Source organism: Stenotrophomonas sp. ZAC14D2_NAIMI4_6 (assembly GCF_003086875.1).
Taxonomy (GTDB): Bacteria; Pseudomonadota; Gammaproteobacteria; order Xanthomonadales; family Xanthomonadaceae; genus Stenotrophomonas.
This window is the reverse complement of sequence record NZ_CP025996.1, coordinates 3,124,846-3,144,812: the sequence shown is the minus strand read 5'-3', so window position 1 is coordinate 3,144,812 and position 19,967 is coordinate 3,124,846. Positions and strand designations below refer to the sequence as shown.

Below are 19,967 nucleotides of genomic sequence, written 5' to 3'. Positions count from 1 at the left end.
TCGTTTCTCCGGGGAGGAAGATTCAGGCCAGCAGGCGCAGCTTGGGTTCGCGCGCCCATTGGCGGGTGGCCGCGACAGCCAGGAAACCCTTGGCGTCCTCGGCCTCGACGATGCCGGCATCGTTGCCCACGCGTGCAGCCTTCAACAGCGCCTGGCCGCCCGCATCGCTGGCGATTGCCTTCAGATGGGCCCAGGCATGGCTGACGAACTCCACGGCGGCCGCTTCCTTGACCAGTGCCTTGGCGGCGTCAGCGCTGAGCACCACCGCCACCGCATCGAACAGCACCGACGGCGTGCCGGCCAACTGGCCGTCGGCGGCCTGCACCTTGCCGTCGCTCAGGCGCGCACCGCCTACCTTCGGCGCGAGCAGCTTCACCTCGGCGCCGACCTTCTGTGCGGCCTTGCGCAGGCTGGCGATCAACCCCGCGTCCGAGCCTTCGTCGAACAGGATGCCGATGCAGCGCCCCTGCAGCGTGTCCTTGGTACGGCCGATGATGCGCACTTCCGGAACGGCGGGCATGTCGCGTGCGGGCGTTGCGGTCGGCGCAGGTTCGGGCAGCTCCACCAGGGCCAGTCCGTCGGCCACGCGCTTGGCCAGCGATTCATCGATGTTGCGCAGATGGCTGACGGTGCGCACGCGCACCTTCAGGGTTTCCACCTTCGACAGTTCAAACACCAGGGACGAGGCGAGATGTGCCTGCTCGGGCTTTTCCAGGCTGCGGAAGAACGCACGCGCCTGGCTGTAGTGGTCGGCGAAGCTCTCCGCACGGGTGCGCCCCTTGCGTCCGTCGTCGGCCGTGGCGTGGCTGCGGAAACCGGCCTGCGTCTCGCGCGGGCTGTCGTCTTCCAGCGAGCTGGGGTCATAGGCCACGCGCCCCTTCGGCACCTGCATCTGCATGTGCCCATCGCGCTGGTGGTTGGCGAAGGGGCACTTGGGCGCATTGACCGGAATCTGATGGAAGTTCGGGCCGCCCAGCCGGGTCAGCTGCGTATCCAGGTACGAGAACAACCGGCCCTGCAGCAGCGGGTCGTTGCTGAAGTCGATGCCCGGCGGCACGTTGGCCGGGCAGAACGCCACCTGTTCGGTTTCGGCAAAGAAGTTGTCCGGCCAGCGGTCCAGCACCATCCTGCCGATCACCTGCAGCGGCACCAGCGATTCGGGAATGATCTTGGTCGGGTCCAGGTGGTCGAACGGGAACGACTCGGCATCTTCCTCACTGAACAGCTGCACGGCCAGTTCCCATTCGGGGAAGTCGCCGCGCTGGATGGCCTCGAACAGGTCGCGACGGTGGAAGTCATTGTCGGCGGCCTGCAGCTTCACCGCTTCGTCCCAGACGGTGGACTGGATTCCCAGTTTCGGCCGCCAGTGGAACTTGACGAAGGTGGAATCACCGGCCTCGTTCAACAGGCGGAAGCTGTGCACGCCGAAGCCTTCGATCATGCGCAGTGACCGCGGAATGGCGCGGTCGCTCATCGCCCACATGATCATGTGCATCGATTCGGGCATCAGCGAAATGAAATCCCAGAACGTATCGTGCGCGCTGCCGGCCTGCGGGTAGCCGCGGTCCGGCTCCATCTTCACCGCGTGCACCAGGTCGGGGAATTTCATCGCGTCCTGGATGAAGAACACCGGGATGTTGTTGCCGACCAGGTCCCAGTTGCCTTCCGGCGTGTAGAACTTCACCGCGAAGCCGCGCACATCGCGTGGGGTATCGACCGAGCCGGCACCGCCGGCCACGGTGGAAAAGCGGGTGAACACCGGCGTCTTCGCGCCCACCTCGGTGAGCACGCGGGCGCGGGTGTACTTGCCCAGCGACGTGGTCAACTGGAAATAGCCATGGGCCGCAGTGCCGCGCGCATGCACGATGCGTTCGGGAATGCGCTCATGGTCGAAGTGGGTGATCTTCTCGCGGAGGATGAAATCCTCCAGCAGGGTGGGGCCGCGCGGCCCCTGCCGCAGCGAATTCTGGTTGTCGGCCACCGGGATACCCTGGGCGGTGGTCATGGCCGGGTGCGTGCCACCGGCCTGCAGGTGCAGTTCGTCACCCTCACCGCGCGGCGGGTTCTGGGTCTTCTGCGACGGGGCGGTTGCGCGCTTGCCGGTGGGCTTGCTGGCGGCCATCAGGGTATCTCCGGGGTACGAGGGGGCAGGGCATGACAGTCGCGCCCGGTCCGTTAACCCACGGTCCGCCGCGGGTGAACGTACGGGCAAAAGCCGGCTCGGGTATGCTTGCCGCATGCGAGTCGAGCCCACCGACATCGAAGCCCTGTTCGACGCCATTCCGGACGTGCTGTTCTTCATGAAGGACCGGCAGGGGCGCTATACCCACGTCAACCAGACCATGCTGCGGCGGCTGGGGCTGCGTGCGCGCAAGGACGTGATCGGGCGCACCGCCGCCGAGATCTATCCCACCGGCCTGAGCGCCGACTACGTGGACCAGGACGCGCGCGTGCTGGGCGGTGAAGTGATCGAGAACCTGATGGAGCTGCACCTGTTCGCCAACCGCGAGCCGGGCTGGTGCCTGACCTGCAAGCGACCGCTGCTGGTGGAGGGGCAGATCCAGGGGCTGATCGGTATCTCCCGCGATCTGGGGCAGAAGGACAGCCTGGGCGCGCAGTACGAACAGCTGCGACTGGCGCTGGCCCATCTGAACGCGCATTACGCCGAAAACGTGCGCATGCAGACCCTGCTGGACATCACCGGCTTCTCGCTGTCCAAGCTCGAGCGCAGCTTCCGCAAGGTGTTCCAGATGACCCCGCAGCAGGTGCTGACCCGCCTGCGCATCCAGATGGCCATGCACCTGCTGCACGGCCAGGACAGCATTGCCTGCATCGGCCAGGCCTGCGGTTTCAGCGACCAGAGCGCCTTCACCCGTAAATTCAAGGCGGAAACCGGCTTTTCGCCGCGCGCCTACCGGGCCCGCATCGGCGAACCGCTGCCGGCCTGAGCGCCCTGCTGCACTGTGCCTATCCCGCCGGGTGGGGGACAATGTAAGGTGTCGCCCCTGTAGCCGCCGCCAGCCCTGCCGATGCCCGCCAACCCTTCTTCGACCGCTTCGACCTCGCGCCTGGGCCATTCGCTCAAGCCGCGCCAGCTGATCATGATGGGCCTGGGCAGCGCGATCGGCGCCGGGCTGTTCCTGGGCTCCGGTGTAGGCGTGCAGGCGGCCGGGCCGGCGGTACTGGTGTCGTACCTGGTGGCCGGCGCGCTGGTGATCATCGTGATGAACGCCCTGGGCGAGATGGCCGCGGCCAAGCCGACCAGCGGTGCGTTCTCGGTGTATGCCGCCGATGCCATGGGGGCCACCGCCGGTGCCACCGTGGGCTGGCTGTGGTGGGTGCAGCTGGTGATCGTGATCGCTGCCGAGGCGGTGGGCGCGGCCGGGCTGCTGGCCACCGTCTGGCCCGCAGTACCGGTACCGATGGCTGCGCTGGCCTTCATGCTGTTCTTCACCGCCATCAACCTGCTGGGGGTGAAGAACTTCGGCGAGTTCGAGTTCTGGTTCGCCATCCTGAAAGTCGCCGCGATCCTGGCCTTCATCGCCATCGGCATCGCCCTGCTGATGGGCTGGCTGCCGCAGGTCACCTCGCCGGGGCTGAGCAACTTCACCCAGCACGGCGGCTTCGCGCCCAAGGGCCTGGCCGGCATCGGTGCGGCCCTGCTGGTGGTGGTGTTCGCCTTTGGCGGCACCGAGATCGTGGCGGTGGCCGCCGCGGAAACCGAAGACCCCGAGCGCAGCATCGCCCGCGCGATCCGTACCGTGGCCTGGCGCATCCTGGTGTTCTACATCGGTTCGCTCAGCGTCATCATCGCGGTGGTGCCGTGGAACAGCGAGTCGCTGAAATCGCCGTTTGCCGCCGTGCTGCAGGTCGCCAACATTCCAGGCGCGGCCACGGCCATCACCCTGATCGCGGTCATTGCCCTGCTGTCGGCGCTCAATGCCAACCTGTACGGTGCCTCGCGCATGATCTTCTCGCTGGCCCAGCGCCGCGAAGCGCCGGCCGTGCTGGGTTGGACCGACCCGCGCCAGGTGCCGGTGATCGCCGTGCTGGCCAGCGTGCTGTTCGGCTTCGCCGCCACCATCATGGAACTGCTGTTCCCGGACAAGGTGCTGCCGGTGCTGCTGAACATCGTCGGCTCCACCTGCCTGTTGGTGTGGACGCTGTCGCTGGTCTCGCAGCTGGTGCTGCGCCGCCGCGCCGACCGCCTGGGCACGCGCCTGCCGTTCCGCATGGCCGGTTTCCCGTGGCTGACGGTGTGCGCGCTGGCCATCCTGGCGCTGATCTTCGGCCTGCTGCTCAGCGAAGCGCAGACCCGTCTGCAGTTCCTGTCCATGGTGGCGCTGACGGCGACCATCGCGGCCGGCAGCGCGATCGCACGGCGCCTGCGCGAGGCCTGACCGCCGCCTTCGGATCGAAGCCGCCGGGCGTGGCCCGGCGTGATCGATACATGCTGCCTACATCTGCGGTGCGATCCTGATGGCCTGGGTCCTGAACGACCCGTCGAACAGGAGCACCGCATGCTGCGCAGCCGTCCTTTCCTGATGTTCACCGGCCAGGCCGAGGCCGCCCTGGCGCTGTACGCCGAAGCCTTCGCCGATTTCCGCCTGCTGGCCCTGCAGCGCCATCCCGAAGGCGCCGGCGCGGGCGTGCCGGGGCAGGTGCGGCAGGCGATCTTCCTGCTGGGTGGCACGCACTATCTGTGCTTCGACAGCTTGGACGTGCACGATTTCACCTTCAGCCCGTCGATCTCCCTTTTCGTGGAATGTTCCGGCGCCGAGCAGTTCGAGCGTGCGGCGCGGGTGCTGGGCGAGGGCGGGCACTGGCTGATGCCGGTGGGCGATTACGATTTCAGCAACCGCTATGGCTGGGTGCAGGACCGCTTCGGCGTGTCGTGGCAGTTGAGCCTGGGGCAGATGCCGGACCCGTGATCGGTTCAGCCGCTGCGCTCGCCGGGCATGGCCCGGCGCTACCCTGAACGAAAACGGCCCGCTTGCGCGGGCCGTTTGTCGATCATGCCTCGACTTCGTCGTCCTTGTAGGCATCGACCGGGATGCAGGCGCACATCACGTTCTTGTCGCCGTACACGTTGTCCACGCGCGCCACCGGCGGCCAGTACTTCTGCAGCTTCAGGCTGGGCAGCGGGAAGGCGGCCAGTTCGCGCGGGTAAGCGTGGGTCCACTCGCTGGCCGTCACCGCGGTGGCGGTGTGCGGGGCGTTCTTCAGCGGGTTGTCCTCGCGGTCCAGACGGCCGTCTTCGATCGCACGGATCTCTTCGCGGATCTGGATCATCGCGTCGATGAAGCGGTCCAGCTCGTGCAGCGATTCGCTTTCGGTCGGTTCGACCATCAGCGTGCCGGCCACCGGGAAGCTCAGGGTGGGGGCATGGAAGCCGAAGTCGATCAGGCGCTTGGCCACGTCCTCGGCGCCCACGCCGCTGGTCTTCTCCAGCGGGCGCACGTCCAGGATGCACTCGTGTGCCACCAGGCCGTTGCGGCCGGTGTACAGGGTCTTGAAGTGCGGGGCCAGGCGCTTGGCGATGTAGTTGGCGTTGAGCTGGGCCACCTGGGTGGCCTTGCGCAGGCCTTCGGTGCCCATCATGGCGATGTACATCCAGCTGATCGGCAGGATCGAGGCGCTGCCGAAGCTGGCCGCGCTGACCATGCCGACCGGGCCGTTGTCGCCCAGCTTGCCCGGCAGGAACGGTGCAAGGTGTTCCTTCACTGCACACGGGCCCACGCCCGGGCCACCGCCGCCGTGCGGAATGCAGAAGGTCTTGTGCAGGTTCAGGTGGGACACGTCCGAACCCCACTTGCCCGGCTTGGCCACGCCGACCAGGGCGTTCATGTTGGCGCCGTCGGTGTACACCTGGCCGCCGTGCTGGTGGATGATCTCGCAGATCTCGACCACTTCTTCCTCGAACACGCCGTGCGTGGACGGGTAGGTGATCATGATCGCGGCCAGGCGGTCGCTGTACTTCTCGGCGTTGACGCGGATGTCTTCGACATCGACGTTGCCGTTGGCATCGGTCTTGGTCACCACGACCTTCATGCCGCACATCTGCGCCGAGGCCGGGTTGGTGCCGTGCGCCGAATCCGGAATCAGGCAGATGTCGCGGTGGCCTTCGCCGCGCGAGCGGTGGTAGGCGCGGATCGCCAGCAGGCCGGCGTACTCACCCTGCGCGCCGGAGTTCGGCTGCAGGCTGACCGCATCGTAGCCGGTGCATTCCACCAGCATGGCTTCCAGCGATTCGATCAGTTCCTTGTAGCCCAGCGCCTGGTCGGCCGGCACCAGCGGGTGGATCTGCGAGAACTCCGGCCAGGTGACCGGGATCATCTCGGCGGTGGCGTTGAGCTTCATGGTGCACGAGCCCAGCGGGATCATCGTGCGGTCCATCGCCAGGTCCTTGTCGGCCAGCGAACGCAGGTAGCGCAGCAGTTCGTGCTCGCTGTGGTGGGTATTGAACACCGGGTGGGTCAGGAACGCGGACTGGCGCAGCAGGCCGGCCGGCAGCGCATCGGCGGTGCTGGCATCGAGCGCTTCCACGTCCAGGCCGGCACCGAACACGGCGGCCAGGGCCACGATATCGGCGCGGGTGGTGGTCTCGTCCAGGCTGATGCCCACCGAGTCGCTGTCGATCGCGCGCAGGTTGTAGCCGGCGGCGCGCGCCTTGGCGTGGATCTCATCGGCGTGCACGCCGGTGATGTGCAGGGTGTCGAAGAAGTCGCCACCGACCTGCACGCCGGCCGTGCGCAGCGCCGCGGCCAGGATCGAGGCGAGGCGGTGGGTGCGGCGGGCGATGCGGGTCAGGCCATCCGGGCCGTGGTAGACGGCGTACATGGACGCCATCACCGCCAGCAGCACCTGCGCGGTGCAGATGTTGGAGGTGGCCTTCTCGCGGCGGATGTGCTGCTCGCGGGTCTGCAGGGTCAGGCGGTAGGCCGGGTTGCCCTGCGCATCGATGGACACGCCGATCAGGCGGCCCGGCATCGAGCGCTTGTAGGCATCGCGGCAGGCCATGAAGGCCGCATGCGGGCCACCGAAGCCGAACGGCACGCCGAAGCGCTGGCTGTTGCCGACCACGATGTCCGCGCCCCATTCGCCCGGGGCGGCCAGCAGGGTCAGCGCCAGCAGGTCGGTGGCCACGGCCACCAGGCCGCCACGCGCGTGCACGGCATCGACCAGCGCCTTGTAGTCGCCCACCTGGCCGAAGGTATCGGGGTACTGCAGCAGCAGGCCGAAGGCTTCGGCTTCCAGCGCTTCGGCCGGGGTGCCCACGCGCAGCACGATGCCCATCGGCTCGGCGCGCGTGCGCAGCAGTTCCAGGGTCTGCGGGTGCACGGCGTCGTGCACGAAGAAGGTATCCGACTTCGACTTGGCCGAACGCTTGGCCAGGGTCATCGCTTCAGCGGCGGCGGTGGCTTCGTCCAGCAGCGAGGCGTTGGCGATCTCCATGCCGGTCAGGTCGGCGCACAGGGTCTGGAAGTTGATCAGCGCTTCCATGCGGCCCTGCGAGATTTCCGCCTGGTAGGGGGTGTAGGCGGTGTACCAGGCCGGGTTTTCCAGGATGTTGCGCAGGATCACGTTCGGCGTGTGGGTGCCGTAGTAGCCCTGGCCGATGAAGCTGCGCAGCACGGTGTTCTTGTCGGCGATCGCACGGATCTTGGCCAGTGCCTGCACTTCGGTGATCGATTCGGGCAGGGCCAGCGGCGCGGGCGACTTGATCTTCGCCGGCACGATGGCATCGGTCATCGCATCCAGCGTGGCGTGGCCAACCACGTCGAGCATCTGCGCGATCTCGGCGTCGTTGGGGCCGATGTGGCGTTCAACGAACGCGCTGTGGTGCTCGAGCTCACGCAGGGAGGGGGTGTTCTGGGACATGGCGAAGGATCCGTCAGGGAAGGGCACACGCACGGGCACAAGCCGCCGGTCGGCGGTCTGCGGGGCGCCCCTCTGTCCTTTTGCCTGAGAGTTTAAAAGCGCGGAAAACCGCAGCTTCGTGCCCCTTCGGCGCCGGATCGAACCGGTCTCTCCAGAGTTGTGTTACGGGTGGTATCGGGCCTGAGCGATTACGGGCGTTGCGCCTTCGGCAGCGGTGTTCCGCTTCTCCCACCGTGTTGCCCGCCGATTATAGCCGGTTGCCGGGCCGGCGCAGTGGGTCGCGGCCGCGTTGACGGGGCTGAATGAAGGATGGCCCTGACCGTGAGCGACCGCGTTCATGCATGGCGCCGGCAGGCCGGGGCGCCTATCATGGGCGGACTCTCGTATTCATCTGGCGCCGTCCCTGCCACGGGGAAGCGGCGCCTGCCGTGCATGCTGCGCACGGCCCTGCCGGACGCCCGCCGATGACCGCCGCCGTTGCACCCTCCACCCGTCGCATGGCCCTGCTGCTGGCCGGCCTGGCCATGTTCGGGCCGTTCTCCATCGACACCATCTTCCCGGCCTTTCCGCAGCTGGCCCAGCGCCTGGCCGTGGATGAAGTGGCGGTGCAGCAGACCATCAGCGTGTACCTGCTGTTCTACGGCCTGATGAGCCTGGCCCACGGCCCGCTCTCCGACGCCTGGGGGCGCAAGCGGGTGATCCTGGGCGGTCTGGTGGTGTTCGTCGGCGCCTCGGTGGGCTGCGCGCTGTCCACCGATCTGAGCACCCTGCTGGTGTTCCGCGCCGTGCAGGGCCTGTCGGCCGGCGTGGGCATGATCGTCGGCCGCGCGGTCATCCGCGATCTGTACCACGGCCATGACGCGCAGCGGCTGATGAGCCAGGTGTCCATGCTGTTCGGCATCGCCCCGGCCATCGCACCGATCATCGGCGGCTGGATCCTGCTCAGCGGCGCCGGCTGGCCGCTCATCTTCTGGTTCCTGGTGGTGTTCTCGCTGCTGCTGCTGGTGGCCGCGGCACGTTTCCTGCCCGAAACCCACCCCGTGGAGGCCCGCGTACCGCTGTCACCGCGCGGCCTGCTGCGCGACTACGTGCGCATCGGCTTCAACCCGCGCTTCCTGCGGCTGGCGCTGGCCGGCAGCATCAACTTCGGTGGCATTTTCCTGTACATCGCCTCGGCGCCGGTGTTCGTGATGCAGCACCTGCACCTGGGCGAAGGCGGCTTTGCCTGGTTGTTCATTCCCACCATCGGCGGCATGACCCTGGGCTCGTTCCTGTCCGGGCGCATGGCCGGGCGGACCCTGCCGACCCGCCAGATCAGCATCGGTTTCACCCTGTGCGCGCTGTCGGCGCTGCTGAACATCGGTTACGTGGCGCTGGCGCCGCAGCTGGCACTGCCCTGGGCGGTGCTGCCGATCTTCCTGGGCGGCACCGGCATGGCGCTGATCTTCCCGATCCTGGCCCTGGCGGTGCTGGACATGTACCCGCACCAGCGTGGCCTGGCCTCGTCGTTGCAGGCCTTCGTGCAGCTGATGATCAGCACCGTGGTGGCCGGTGTGGTCTCGCCGCTGCTCAGTGCCAGCCCCCTGCATCTGGCGCTGGGCCAGGCCGGTTTCTTCGCCGCCGGCTTCGTGTTCTGGTACTGGGAACATCTGCGCCCGCGCGCCCTGCAGGCCCCTGTCCAGGAGCAGCCGCCGCTGGCGTGAAGCGGCGCGGCGGCCGGGCTGGGTTATTCTTGCGCCCCCTTGCTGTGCGATACGACCCCCCATGTCCACCACGTCCAAGATCCGCCGCGACCAGCGTCGCCGCCAGGAAAAGCAGGCTGCCAACAAGGCGGCGGCCACCGCTTCGCCGGTCGAACCGCATGCCGAACTGCGCGATCCGCAGCGTGCGCTGCTGGCCGGTGTGGTCCGCCGCGATGGCGAATGGGTGCTGGGCATGGATGGCCGCATTGCCGGCCAGACCCACAGCGCCGCGCACGTGCTGGCCATGATCATGCAGGCCGGTGAGCTGCACGAGCGCAATGGCACGCCGGTGCGCCTGATCTATTCCGATGCGCTGCGCGATGCGGCGCAGGCCGAAGTGCAGGAGAAGGGTCAGACCTTCGACGAGTTCAAGGCCGAGCTGGCCGCAGTGATGGCGGCGAAGAAGGGCTGAGGCCTGCCTTACGTTTGTAGAGTCGAGCCATGCTCGACTGCATTGCTTGAAAGGGGCGGATCCTCGCGGATCCGCCCCTTTCCGTTTTACTTTGCCGGTGCCGCGCTGGCCTGCCAGCCGCACATCTGGCCTTCGTTCTGCTGCTTCAGCCACTCGTTGACCGGGGTGAAGTACTCGATCATCGGGCCGGCGTCGAGCTTGTCGCTGCCGGTCAGCTCCTTCAGCGTGGCCTGCCACGGCTGGCTGGCGCCCTTGCTCAGCATCGCCCAGTACTTCTGCCCGGCTTCCTTGTTGCCGTAGAAGGTGCACTCATGCAGCGGGCCCTTGTAGCCAGCCGCATCGCACAGGCCCTTGTAGAACTGGAACTGCAGGATGCGCGCCAGGAAGTAGCGGGTGTACGGGGTGTTGCCCGGCACGTGGTACTTCGCGCCCGGATCGAAGAACTCCTCGCCGCGCGCGCTGGCCGGAGCCACGCCCTGGTACTTGGCCTTCAGGTCCCACCACGACTTGTTGTAGTTGTCCGGGGTGATCGAACCATCGAACACACCCCAGCGCCAACGATCGATCATCAGGCCGAACGGCAGGAACGAAACGCCCGACAGCGCCATGCGCATCTGGTTGTTGATCACCGCTTCGCGGCTTTCGGTAGGGGCATCGACCAGGCCGATCGAGCTGAGGTACTTGGGCGTCATCGCCAGCACGATGGTGTCGCCGATCGCTTCATGGAAGCCATCGTTGGCACCCCCCTGGAACAGCGGCGGCAGCGGGTTGTAGGCCAGGTCGTAATAGATGTGGCCCAGCTCGTGGTAGATCGTGGTGAAGTTCTCTTCGTTCGGCTTGATGCACATCTTGGTGCGCACGTCGCCTTCCATGTTCATGTCCCAGGCGCTGGCGTGGCAGACCACGTCGCGGTCGTCGGGCTTGATGAACTGGGTCTTGTCCCAGTACGACTGCGGCAGCGAAGGCATGCCCAGCGAGACGTAGAAGTCCTGGGCGCGTTCGGTCATCTGCCGTGCGGTGCGCAGCTCGGCCTCACGCTGCGCCTTGTAGCGCGCGGTCACATCGGCGTCCTTGCCGGCCTTGTCGAGCGCCGCGCTCAGGTTGGTCTGGTACTGCTTTTCCAGCGCTGCGGTGATGTCCAGGCTGCCGGCGCCGGGGTAGGGCTCCAGCTGGTCCCACAGGTTCGACCAGTCCTGCTGCCACATGTTGCCCAGCAGGTGCGCGGCGATCAGGCCGTTGCCCACTTCGGCCTTGTCCTTGCCGTAGGTCTTGTCCAGCTTGCCGCGGGTGTAGCAGTGCAGCTGCTCGTACATCGGCTTGACCTGTTCCCACAGGCGGTCGGTTTCCGGCCCGATCTGCTCAGGCGGCATGTCGTAGCCGCTGCGCCACATCTGCCCGGCATCGCTGAAGCCCATGCCCTTGGCGCCTTCGTTCACCAGACTGACGAACTGCTGGTAGTCGCCGCGCATGCCCTTGGTAGTGCTGTGCCAGCCCTGCCAGGCGTCCAGCTGCTTGTCATAGTCGCGGCTGCGCGACAGCACCTGTTCCAGGTCGCCCAGCTGGCGGCAGGAGGCCGGATCGTTGGCGTCGGTGCAGTACTTGCCGGCGCCGTAGCTGCCTTCCATGCGGGTGGCGATCTGGGTCAGCTGGGCCAGCTTGGCGGCATCGCGCGGCGCCGGCATCGACGACATCAGCTTCAGCAGGTGGATGGCGCGCTTGCTGTCCTCGCTCATCGGCTGGCCTTCGAACTTGGCGGCCTGTTCGATCCAGCTGTTGAGCTGGGTCAGCGAGCGTTCGTTGGCCTTGGCGGCGATGCGTTCGGAATCGCTGTTGATGTAGGTAGAGGACAGCCACTGCGCCGAGGTCATCTCGGGGTAGGCGGCCTTGTATTCAGCGTTGATGCGGGCAACGAACTGGTCGGCGGTTTCCCCGGCCGGCGCGCTGGGGGCGGCGGCTTCAGAACCGGGGGTAGCTTCCTTCTTGCAGGCAACCAGGGCCAGCGTGGCGGCGGCGATTGCCGAGGCCAGCAGCAGATGGCGGTGTTTCACGGGTAGTCCTTGGGTGGTGAACGACGGCCGAAGGCTAGTGGGCAGCCGCAGCCACCGCAAGTGGCAAAGGTCCGGCAGGGCTGCGCCCTGCACCCGCTCACTGCAACGGCAACGTCAAAAGCTGGGTATCCGTGGGGTGGCGGGGCGGTGTCGGATTGCGGGGACGCCGCAAGTACCCCTCCGGGGCCCGGCCCAGCCGCTGGCGGCTGTGCGTTCGGGCGCTTGCGAAGCAGTGCTTCGCAAGCAAAGCGCCCTCACCCGTGTAGGCTTGGCCGCGGCATCCATGCCGCGGACACCCCGCAATCCGACACCGCCCCACCTCTGACAATTGGTCGGCGGCCAGTAGATCCACGCCATGCGTGGATGAATTGTGTCGGATATCCAGATGAATCTGGGGTCAGAGCCCGTTGCGAAGCAACGGGATCCGACCCCGTCATTCCGACAGATCGCAGGAATCTGTCGAAGGCGGGGTGGGTCCGGTCGAGGGGGCGTGAGCCGCATGGATGCGGCGACCGAGCTTACATGGACGTACTTGCAGCGTCCCCCTCGACCGGACCCACCCCGCCAACCCTCAGCACACCCGCTTTTGACGTTGATGTTGACATTGACGTTGATTCGGCAGGTGCAGGGCTGCAAGCCCTGCCACAAACACCCCTACCGTGCGCAGTTGGCGAACACGTCGCGGTCGCGTTCGTACAGTGCGGTCTTCACCTGCATCAGCCCCAGCACTGAGGGGAACAGGTTGTCGTGGTCGGTGTACGCCGCCGCGCGCTTGCGCACGCACTGCAGATCCAAGCCACGGCTGTGCGCGAAGCCCGGCGAGAACCACATCGTCATCGGTACCCGGGTCTGCTCTGCCGGCGCGATGGCGTAGGGCACCCCATGCAGGAACAAGCCCTTTTCGCCCAATGATTCACCATGGTCGGACAGGTAGATCATCGCCGTGTCGTAGTCGTCCAGCCCCTGCAGCGTGCCGATCGTCCGGGCCAGGAAATGATCGGTGTAGAGCACTGCATTGTCGTAGCTGTTGGTGATCTGTTCGCGGCTGCACTGGCCGATGTCACGGGTGTCGCACGTGGGGGTGAATCGACGGAACGCGGCAGGATAACGCTCGAAATACGCTGGCCCATGGTTGCCCAGCTGGTGCAGCACCACCACCCGGTCGCCGGGCTTGGCGCGCACCTGCGTGGCCAGGTCCTGCAGCAGGATTTCATCCATGCAGCGGCCGTCCGCACACAGCCCGGGCGTGGTCGCATCGGCCAGCGACTGGAACTGCAGACCTTCGCATACGCCCTTGCAGCCCGATTGGTTGTCACGCCACAGCGGGGTGATGCCGGCGCGGTTCAGTACGTGCAGCAGCGACTGGTGCGCGCGGATCTTCTTCTCGTCGTAGTCGTGCCGGCCCCAGGGCGAGTACATGCACGGCAGCGAGACTTCGGTGCTGGTGCCGCACGAGTGCATGTCGGGGAAATTGATCACCGGCGCCTGGGCCAGCTCGGGCGTGGTGTTGCGGCCGCCGTTGAGGCCCCAGTCCTGCGCACGCAGTGTTTCCCCCATTACGATCACCAGCAGCCGCGGCTTGCTGGTCGGCGCGCGCGGGGTGGCCATGGCGTCGGTGCCGATCGGCAGCTTCGGCGCGCGCTGCACCGGGTTGTCGCTGCGCAGTGCGCGCGGCAGGCCCAGCATTACGTTGGCCGGCGTGGCCAGGTAGCGCACCTCGCGCTGGTTGCGCATCAGTGCCGACACATCCTGGAACGACAACAGCGCACCGCCCAGCGCGGTCGCCGCTGCCAGCAGCAGGAAGCCCGCGCGCCACAGCAGCGTGCGGCCCCAGCTTCGCCTGCGCAGCTGCACGCGCCACAGCAGCAGCATCGGTACGGCCGCCAGCCACAGCAGCGGCCACAGCAGCGAGGCGGTCATCAGCTCCCGGCTTTCCTTCGGGTCGGTGGCCAGTACGTTGCGCAGCATGTCCGCATCCAGATAGATGTGGTAGCGCCCCATGTAGTGCGCGGCGAACGCGGTGACCAGCAACAGCAGGCTGACCATCACCTTGGCGTTCCAGCGCCACACCAGCAACCCCAGCAGCAGGCCATGTGCGCCCAGCAGCAACAGCAGCAGCGAAAGTGCATAGCGCAGGCTGCCGGGGTGGCTGGCCATCGCGCTGTGCCAGAACAGCCCGTTGCCTGCGACGGCGAAGAACAGGCTGGCCAGCGCGATCAGCGCTTCGGTGGACAGCAGCGGCCGCCACTGCAGCAGCGATGCCAGCGCGGGAAGGCGCGGCGAGCGTTCAACCGATGCGTTCATGCCTGTGCCTCCTGGCGGCGCGGCCGCGCCAGCCAGCGCTGCACGCCCAGGAAAAGGCCGAGCGACAACAGCCAGCACAGCAGCGCGGTGGCGACATCGTGCGAAAGGAAGTGCGCACCGCGCAGTTGCTGGCTGACGCCGAACACCAGCCCGGCGGCCAGGCCGATGCCCAGCCCCACCCAGCGCCAGCTGGGGCGCCAGAGCTGGGCGAAGAAGTACAGGCACAGCCATGCATAACCGGCACTGGCGTGGCCGGCCGGGAAGCAGGCACGCGCCAGCATGCCCTGCGGGCGGCGATCGAACAGACCCACGAAGGCATCGTGGCCGCCATAGCGCAGCAGGTCCCACGGGCAGTCCATGGGCACCAGCGCCTTCAGCAGCGATACCAGCCCGGTGCCCAGTGCGACGGCAGCCACCACGTACAGCAGCGCCCAGCGCAGCGTGCGGTCACGCCCGCGCCGCCAGTGGTGGAAGCACAGCAGGATGGCGACCAGGGCGGCCAGGGTGCTCAGCCACTTGCCGCCCTGGTGCACCAGGGTGCCGGTCAGCCACGCGTGCTGAAAGGCCCAGTGCCCGCCCTGCAGTTGGTACAGGTGATCGGCCAGCCACTGGTCCCCGCCGAAGCCCATCAGCAGGGCGAACGCTGGAATGCCAATGGCCAACGGCAGCCACAGGTGGGTCAGCGCGAAGCGTGAGCCCAGCCGGGATGGGGCAATCGCGAGTGCGGGGGCAAGAGGATGTGCGGGCATGCGGACCGGTGCCGTGGCGGGAATCGCGGCCATGCTGGTCAGCAACGTGTCGGAGAAGGGTCGGACCGGTGTTGGCGACGGGTTAATCTGCCGGCGCCGGCCGCGATCCGTTCAGTATTCCTCCTGCGACATCCCGACCGTTGCCGCATGGCAATCCACGTTCCAGGCCATACCTGGCAGCAGCAACCAGTGATTGCGGTTGGCCACGCCAATATCGACCACCTGCGCGCGGTCCACACAGGGGCTCATGGCCTGGTCCAGCACCAGTACCCAGCGTGTGTGCGGGGCTTGCGCCAGCCACGGCCCCGCGGAGTGCCACTGCTCGTCCCAAGGGCGCTTGAAGCCGAACTCCTGCACCGGCCGATCGGCCTGCAACAGGTTCTGCTCCCGCCAGGCAACCATCGCCAGTTCGGCATCGGGCCCGATCCGCTGGCCAACCCGTTGCATCACCGCCGAAGCCGAGGCGAAGGGATCCAGCGCCGGCATCAGCAGGCCGCCGTACAGCAGCCACAGCAGGCCATGGCTGAGCAGCACCAACAGACCTGCGCGGCGCACCCGCAGCCACACGGCCAGCGTTGCCACGGCGATGGCGAAGCTCAACAGCCCTTGTCCCAGCACCGGCAGCAATGTCTCGGGCATCGCCCGTCGTGCCAGTTGTGCCTGCGCCCATGCGCTGTCGCTCATCAGCAGCACGCCCAGCGTACCGGTGCACAGCATCAGCGCGGCGCTGTAACCGAACAGGTAACGCCGCACCCACACAAGGCGCAGCAGGCCCGGCAGCAGTGGCGCGACCGCCAGCGCCAGCGCCGGCAGCATGGGAAGCACGTAGACCTCACGTTTGCCGGGGCTGGCGCTGAAGAACACCAGGACCAGCACCGCCCATCCCAGCAGCAGCCAATGGCGCAGGTCGCCGCGGCGCAGGCGCCGCCACCACGGCCGCAGCAGCCAGGGCAACAGCAGGCTGCCGGGCAGCCACAGCGTGGCCATCACCTGCAGGTAGTACCAGACCGGTTGCCGGTGGTGCCACGCGTTGGCGTAGCGCGTGCCGGTCTGTTTGAAGAGAAGCTCATGCGCATACGACTGCAATGCGGTGCTGGGCTCATGCAGCAGGGCCCAGCCCAGCGGCGCCAGCCAGACGGCCGTGCCCAGCAGGAAGGCCGGCAGCAACCACAGCAGGGTGGCCGGGTGCGGGCCGTCCACGGCCCGTCCCAGGTGGCGCCGGTGCAGCCGCCAGCCGAGCCAGGGCAGCACGATCAGCAGCGGCAGGAAGCCCACGCCCTTGGTCACCGTGCCGACGCCGGCGGCGACCCCGGCCAGCCACAACGCGGGCAGGTTGCGGCGTTCGCACAGATGGCGAAGCACGCCCCACAGGGCGAGCGTGGTCATGCCCACCAGCACCATGTCGATCTGCGCGCGCTTGGCCATCAGGCCGAACTGCAGGGTGCAGAACAGCGCGGCCACGGCGAACAGCGCATGACGGGGCGACCACAGGCGCCGCGCCAGGTCCGCCACCAGCCACAGCGTCAGCAGCGCAGCCAGCAGCGAAGGCAGCAGGAACGACCACTGCCAGCTTCCCACCAGCTGGTACGCGGCCGCCTGCAACCACATGAACACCGGGGGTTTTTCCGCATACAGTTCGACCCCGCGATGGGGCAGCAGCCACTGCCCGCTCTCGACCATGCTGCGGGCCGCCAGTACGAAGCGTGGTTCATCCGGCGGCTGCGGCTGGCGCAGCCCCAAACCAGCCGCAAGGGCAACGGCAACCAGCAGCCACAGCAGGGGTTGCAGCCAACGGCGGGGCAGGGCGTCGGGCACGGCAGGCTCCGGGGCAAAACCCACAGGCTGCGCTTGGCGGCGTGGGAAACCTGTCGGAAGGGCGCCATCCCGACCGCTTTCCGACACGGGCAGGGCTACCATGGGGCCAGTTCCCGTGGATCCGCTACGCATGCGCCTGTTGGTGATCGAAGACAACCGTCAGCTGGTGGCCAATCTGTTCGACTACTTCGAGTCGCGCGGGCACGTGCTGGATGTGGCCCCCGATGGCATCACCGGGCTGCACCTGGCCGGCAGCCATCCCTACGATGCGGTCATCCTGGACTGGATGCTGCCGCGCATGGAGGGGCCGGAAGTGCTGCGCCGTCTGCGCAGCGAGCACGGTTCGGAAGTGCCGGTCATCATGCTGACCGCCCGCGATGAACTGCCCGACAAGATCGCCGGCTTCCGCGCCGGCGCCGACGACTACCTGACCAAGCCCTTCGCCCTGCCGGAACTGGAGGTGCGGCTGGAGGCGCTGCTGCTGCGGGCCCAGGGCCGCAATCCACGCAAGCGCCTGCAGGTGGCCGATCTGGTGCTGGACCTGGCCACCCTGGAAGCGCAGCGTGGCGGACAGGCACTGCACCTGTATCCGGCGTGCCGCAAGCTGCTGGAAGTGCTGATGCGCGCCAGCCCCGGTGCGGTAACCCGGCAGCAACTGGAATTCGCCCTGTGGGGCGATGAACCGCCCGATGGGGACCTGCTGCGCTCGCACGTGTATGAGCTGCGCCGCAGCGTGGACGGTCCCTTCGCCGACAAGCTGATCCACACCCTGCCGCGGGTGGGCTACCGCCTGGCTGCCAGCCCGGCGGCAGAGGACGACAGCAATGCCCCGCGCGCGTAAGCCCGGCCCGCTGTACCGGCGCGTGGTGTGGTGGCTGCTGGGCTACCTGGCGCTGCTGTCGCTGGCGGTGTTCAGCGTCGGCAACTACGTGCACGAGCATGCCGAACATGCCGCCTGGCGTGCGCTGCTCAATTCCGAACTGGACAGCATCCTGGAACACACCCGGCATGAGCCGGACTATCACTGGCAGGATTCGGACACGCTCAGCCTGTACCGGTTCGGCCAGCCCGACCTGCCCGAGAGCGTGCGCACACTGCATCCCGGCCTGCACGACGGCGTGCTGATCGACGACCGCGAAACGGCCGTCATGGTGCGCGATACGCCCACCCTGGGCCGCGTGGCGCTGGCGCTGGACATCACCGATTTCCACGACCTGGAACAGTTCGCCACGCGCTGGGTGATGCTGGCCGGCATCATCATGATCTTCGTTACCGTGATGATGGCTTCCTTCGGCATGGAGCGCATGGTGCGGCCGTTGAGCCTGCTGGCGCGCAACATCGGCGCACTGCGCCCTGGCGAGCAGGGCCAGCGCATCGAGGTGGATCCGCGTGGCAGCTCCGAGCTGCACACCATCGCCGATGCCTTGAACGATTACCTTGACCGCAATGAACAGTTCGTCGAGCGCGAACGGGTGTTCATCAGCACGGCCAGCCACGAACTGCGCACGCCGATTGCCGTGGTGACCGGCGCGGCCGAACTGGCACTGGAGCAGCCGGGCCTGCCCGAGCGCGCGCGCCAGCAGATGCAGCGGGTGCTGCGTACCGCGCAGGGCGTGGAAGAGCTGATCGAACTGCTGCTGGTGCTGGCACGTGATCCGGCACGGTTGAGCTCGCGTGCCGAGCGCATCGCGCTGGACCAGTTGCTGCCGGAGATCGTTGACGACCATCGCCACCTGCTGGGTGACAAGGACCTGAGCATCGGCATCCAGGCGGCGGCGGTGGATATCGTTGCGCCGCTGGCGGTGGTGCAGGCGGCCATCGGCAACCTGCTGCGCAACGCCATCGAGAACAGCGGGCGCGGCCACATCGCGCTGAGCCTGGACGCGCAGGCCGTGCTGACCCTGCAGGACCCGGGGCACGGCATGAGTCCGGAAGAAATCGCCGCGATCCATGCGCGGCTGGCCCGCGGTGAGCGCGCCGACCGCGGTGGCATCGGCCTGGAACTGATTGCCCGTCTCTGCGAGCACCTGGGCTGGACGCTGCAGTTCCAGCCCTGCGAACCACGCGGCACCCGGGTCACGCTCGACTTCGCCGCATCGCGCCCGGCCTGATCCGAACGCGTGGCAGGTGCCAACCCCGGTTGGCACGCCAGTCCCTGGTAGGTGCCAACCATGGTTGGCACGTCGGTCCCTGGTAGGTGCCAACCTTGGTTGGCACGTCGGTCCCTGGTAGGTGCCAACCTTGGTTGGCACGCCGTGCGTCGACCAAGGTCGACGCCTACCAAAGGGGATCACCGCCCGACGCCTGGTAGGTGCCAACCTTGGTTGGCACGTCGTGCGTCGACCAAGGTCGACGCCTACCAAAGCGGATTACCGCCCGACGCCCGGTAGGTGCCAACCTTTGTTGGCACGTCGGTCGTCGACCAAGGTCGACGCCTACCAAAGCGGATTACCGCCCGACGCCCGGTAGGTGCCAACCTTGGTTGGCACGTCGGTCGTCGACCAAGGTCGACGCTTACCAAAGCGGATTACCGCCGCCAACCGGCGCGGATTACCGCGCTTTCGGCCGCGTCACGTGTTGGTCGATCAGGATCACGTTGCCATCCGGGTCGGCCAGCTGCACATAGCCCGTTCCCTGGCCATCGGGGTCGGTGCGCACGGCCAGTTCGATCCCTTTGCCTTCAATGGCGGCCTGCAGCTCGCGGACGTCCTGGAAGTCGGCCAGTTCCTGCTTGTGCTGGTCCCAGCCCGGGTTGAAGGTCAGCAGGTTGCCTTCGAACATGCCCTGGAACAGCCCGATCACGATGCCGTCGTTGCGCAGCACCAGCCAGTGCTGGCTGGCATCGCCGCCGGTCACCGAAAACCCAAGCGCCTCGTAGAACGAGCGCGAGGCGGCCAGGTCCTTCACCGACAGGCTGACTGAAAAAGCTCCCAGTTGCATGGCACAGGCTCCGTTGAGGAAGGGCAGGGTGGCCGGCACTGCAGCATGACCCTGCGTGAAGAGGATGTTAACCTCG

At 67.4% G+C, this 19,967-nt stretch carries 14 protein-coding genes and 1 riboswitch; of the genes, 7 read left to right on the top strand and 7 right to left on the bottom strand.

The features are described from left to right. Positions 1-22: 22 nt before the first annotated feature. Positions 23-2,005: a catalase gene (locus C1933_RS14560; RefSeq protein WP_234414736.1), complete on the bottom strand. Its 1,983-nt coding sequence runs from the start codon at positions 2,003-2,005 to the stop codon at positions 23-25. Between the two features lie 232 nt (positions 2,006-2,237). On the opposite strand from C1933_RS14560, the gene C1933_RS14555 reads away from it, so the two are divergent. From C1933_RS14555 to C1933_RS14545, 3 genes are all read left to right on the top strand, one after another. Continuing rightward, positions 2,238-2,948, top strand: coding sequence for an AraC family transcriptional regulator (locus C1933_RS14555; RefSeq protein WP_108753821.1), 711 nt, complete (start codon positions 2,238-2,240; stop codon positions 2,946-2,948). Between the two features lie 75 nt (positions 2,949-3,023). Continuing rightward, positions 3,024-4,400 carry an amino acid permease gene (locus C1933_RS14550; protein WP_199911451.1) on the top strand — a complete coding sequence of 459 codons (1,377 nt, stop codon included), beginning with the start codon at positions 3,024-3,026 and terminating at the stop codon, positions 4,398-4,400. Positions 4,401-4,520: 120 nt separating this feature from the next. Continuing rightward, positions 4,521-4,931 (top strand): VOC family protein, encoded by a 411-nt coding sequence (locus C1933_RS14545; RefSeq protein ID WP_005418291.1) that lies wholly within the window; start codon positions 4,521-4,523, stop codon positions 4,929-4,931. Positions 4,932-5,013: 82 nt separating this feature from the next. On the opposite strand, the gene gcvP is transcribed toward C1933_RS14545, so the two are convergent. Beyond that, positions 5,014-7,881: an aminomethyl-transferring glycine dehydrogenase gene (gene gcvP, locus C1933_RS14540; protein ID WP_108753819.1), complete on the bottom strand. Its 2,868-nt coding sequence runs from the start codon at positions 7,879-7,881 to the stop codon at positions 5,014-5,016. Between the two features lie 62 nt (positions 7,882-7,943). Further along, positions 7,944-8,046: riboswitch (glycine riboswitch) on the bottom strand. Positions 8,047-8,345: 299 nt separating this feature from the next. On the opposite strand from gcvP, the gene C1933_RS14535 reads away from it, so the two are divergent. Together C1933_RS14535 and C1933_RS14530 are read left to right on the top strand one after the other, a co-directional pair. Then, positions 8,346-9,584, top strand: coding sequence for a multidrug effflux MFS transporter (locus C1933_RS14535; protein ID WP_108753818.1), 1,239 nt, complete (start codon positions 8,346-8,348; stop codon positions 9,582-9,584). 61 nt (positions 9,585-9,645) lie between these two features. Next, a complete protein-coding gene (locus C1933_RS14530; protein ID WP_108750728.1) occupies positions 9,646-10,035 on the top strand; it encodes a hypothetical protein in 390 nt (129 codons plus the stop codon). An 86-nt stretch (positions 10,036-10,121) separates the two neighbouring features. Here C1933_RS14530 and C1933_RS14525 read toward each other — a convergent pair whose 3' ends face one another. From C1933_RS14525 to C1933_RS14510, 4 genes are all read right to left on the bottom strand, one after another. Then, positions 10,122-12,083, bottom strand: coding sequence for a M2 family metallopeptidase (locus tag C1933_RS14525; RefSeq protein WP_108753817.1), 1,962 nt, complete (start codon positions 12,081-12,083; stop codon positions 10,122-10,124). Positions 12,084-12,737: 654 nt separating this feature from the next. Next, a complete protein-coding gene (locus C1933_RS14520) occupies positions 12,738-14,387 on the bottom strand; it encodes a phosphoethanolamine--lipid A transferase (protein ID WP_108753816.1) in 1,650 nt (549 codons plus the stop codon). Beyond that, a complete protein-coding gene (locus C1933_RS14515; protein ID WP_199911374.1) occupies positions 14,384-15,136 on the bottom strand; it encodes a phosphatase PAP2 family protein in 753 nt (250 codons plus the stop codon). The genes C1933_RS14520 and C1933_RS14515 overlap by 4 nt, the downstream gene beginning before the upstream one ends. 111 nt (positions 15,137-15,247) lie before the next feature. Further along, the gene (locus C1933_RS14510) at positions 15,248-16,951 is read right to left on the bottom strand and encodes a glycosyltransferase family 39 protein (RefSeq protein WP_108754853.1); all 1,704 of its coding nucleotides are present in this window, start codon (positions 16,949-16,951) and stop codon (positions 15,248-15,250) included. 130 nt (positions 16,952-17,081) lie between these two features. Between C1933_RS14510 and C1933_RS14505 the strand changes: the two genes are divergently transcribed. Both C1933_RS14505 and C1933_RS14500 read left to right on the top strand, forming a co-directional pair. Further along, positions 17,082-17,792 (top strand): response regulator transcription factor, encoded by a 711-nt coding sequence (locus tag C1933_RS14505; protein ID WP_108753815.1) that lies wholly within the window; start codon positions 17,082-17,084, stop codon positions 17,790-17,792. Beyond that, a complete protein-coding gene (locus C1933_RS14500; RefSeq protein ID WP_108753814.1) occupies positions 17,776-19,062 on the top strand; it encodes a HAMP domain-containing sensor histidine kinase in 1,287 nt (428 codons plus the stop codon). Before C1933_RS14505 ends, C1933_RS14500 begins: the two co-directional genes overlap by 17 nt. Positions 19,063-19,501: 439 nt before the next feature. Here C1933_RS14500 and C1933_RS14495 read toward each other — a convergent pair whose 3' ends face one another. Continuing rightward, complete coding sequence (locus C1933_RS14495; protein WP_108753813.1) at positions 19,502-19,891, bottom strand: VOC family protein; 390 nt, start codon at positions 19,889-19,891, stop codon at positions 19,502-19,504. Positions 19,892-19,967 lie beyond the last annotated feature (76 nt).

Excerpts from the sequence above, each read along its gene's own strand:
- C1933_RS14560 (WP_234414736.1), bottom strand. The coding sequence starts at position 2,005 with ATGACCACCGCCCAGGGTATCCCGGTGGCCGACAACCAGAATTCGCTG.
- C1933_RS14555 (WP_108753821.1), top strand. The coding sequence starts at position 2,238 with ATGCGAGTCGAGCCCACCGACATCGAAGCCCTGTTCGACGCCATTCCG.
- C1933_RS14545 (WP_005418291.1), top strand. The coding sequence starts at position 4,521 with ATGCTGCGCAGCCGTCCTTTCCTGATGTTCACCGGCCAGGCCGAGGCC.
- gcvP (WP_108753819.1), bottom strand. The coding sequence starts at position 7,881 with ATGTCCCAGAACACCCCCTCCCTGCGTGAGCTCGAGCACCACAGCGCG.
- C1933_RS14535 (WP_108753818.1), top strand. The coding sequence starts at position 8,346 with ATGACCGCCGCCGTTGCACCCTCCACCCGTCGCATGGCCCTGCTGCTG.
- C1933_RS14530 (WP_108750728.1), top strand. The coding sequence starts at position 9,646 with ATGTCCACCACGTCCAAGATCCGCCGCGACCAGCGTCGCCGCCAGGAA.
- C1933_RS14520 (WP_108753816.1), bottom strand. The coding sequence starts at position 14,387 with ATGAACGCATCGGTTGAACGCTCGCCGCGCCTTCCCGCGCTGGCATCG.
- C1933_RS14515 (WP_199911374.1), bottom strand. The coding sequence starts at position 15,136 with ATGCCCGCACATCCTCTTGCCCCCGCACTCGCGATTGCCCCATCCCGG.
- C1933_RS14505 (WP_108753815.1), top strand. The coding sequence starts at position 17,082 with ATGCGCCTGTTGGTGATCGAAGACAACCGTCAGCTGGTGGCCAATCTG.
- C1933_RS14500 (WP_108753814.1), top strand. The coding sequence starts at position 17,776 with ATGCCCCGCGCGCGTAAGCCCGGCCCGCTGTACCGGCGCGTGGTGTGG.
- C1933_RS14495 (WP_108753813.1), bottom strand. The coding sequence starts at position 19,891 with ATGCAACTGGGAGCTTTTTCAGTCAGCCTGTCGGTGAAGGACCTGGCC.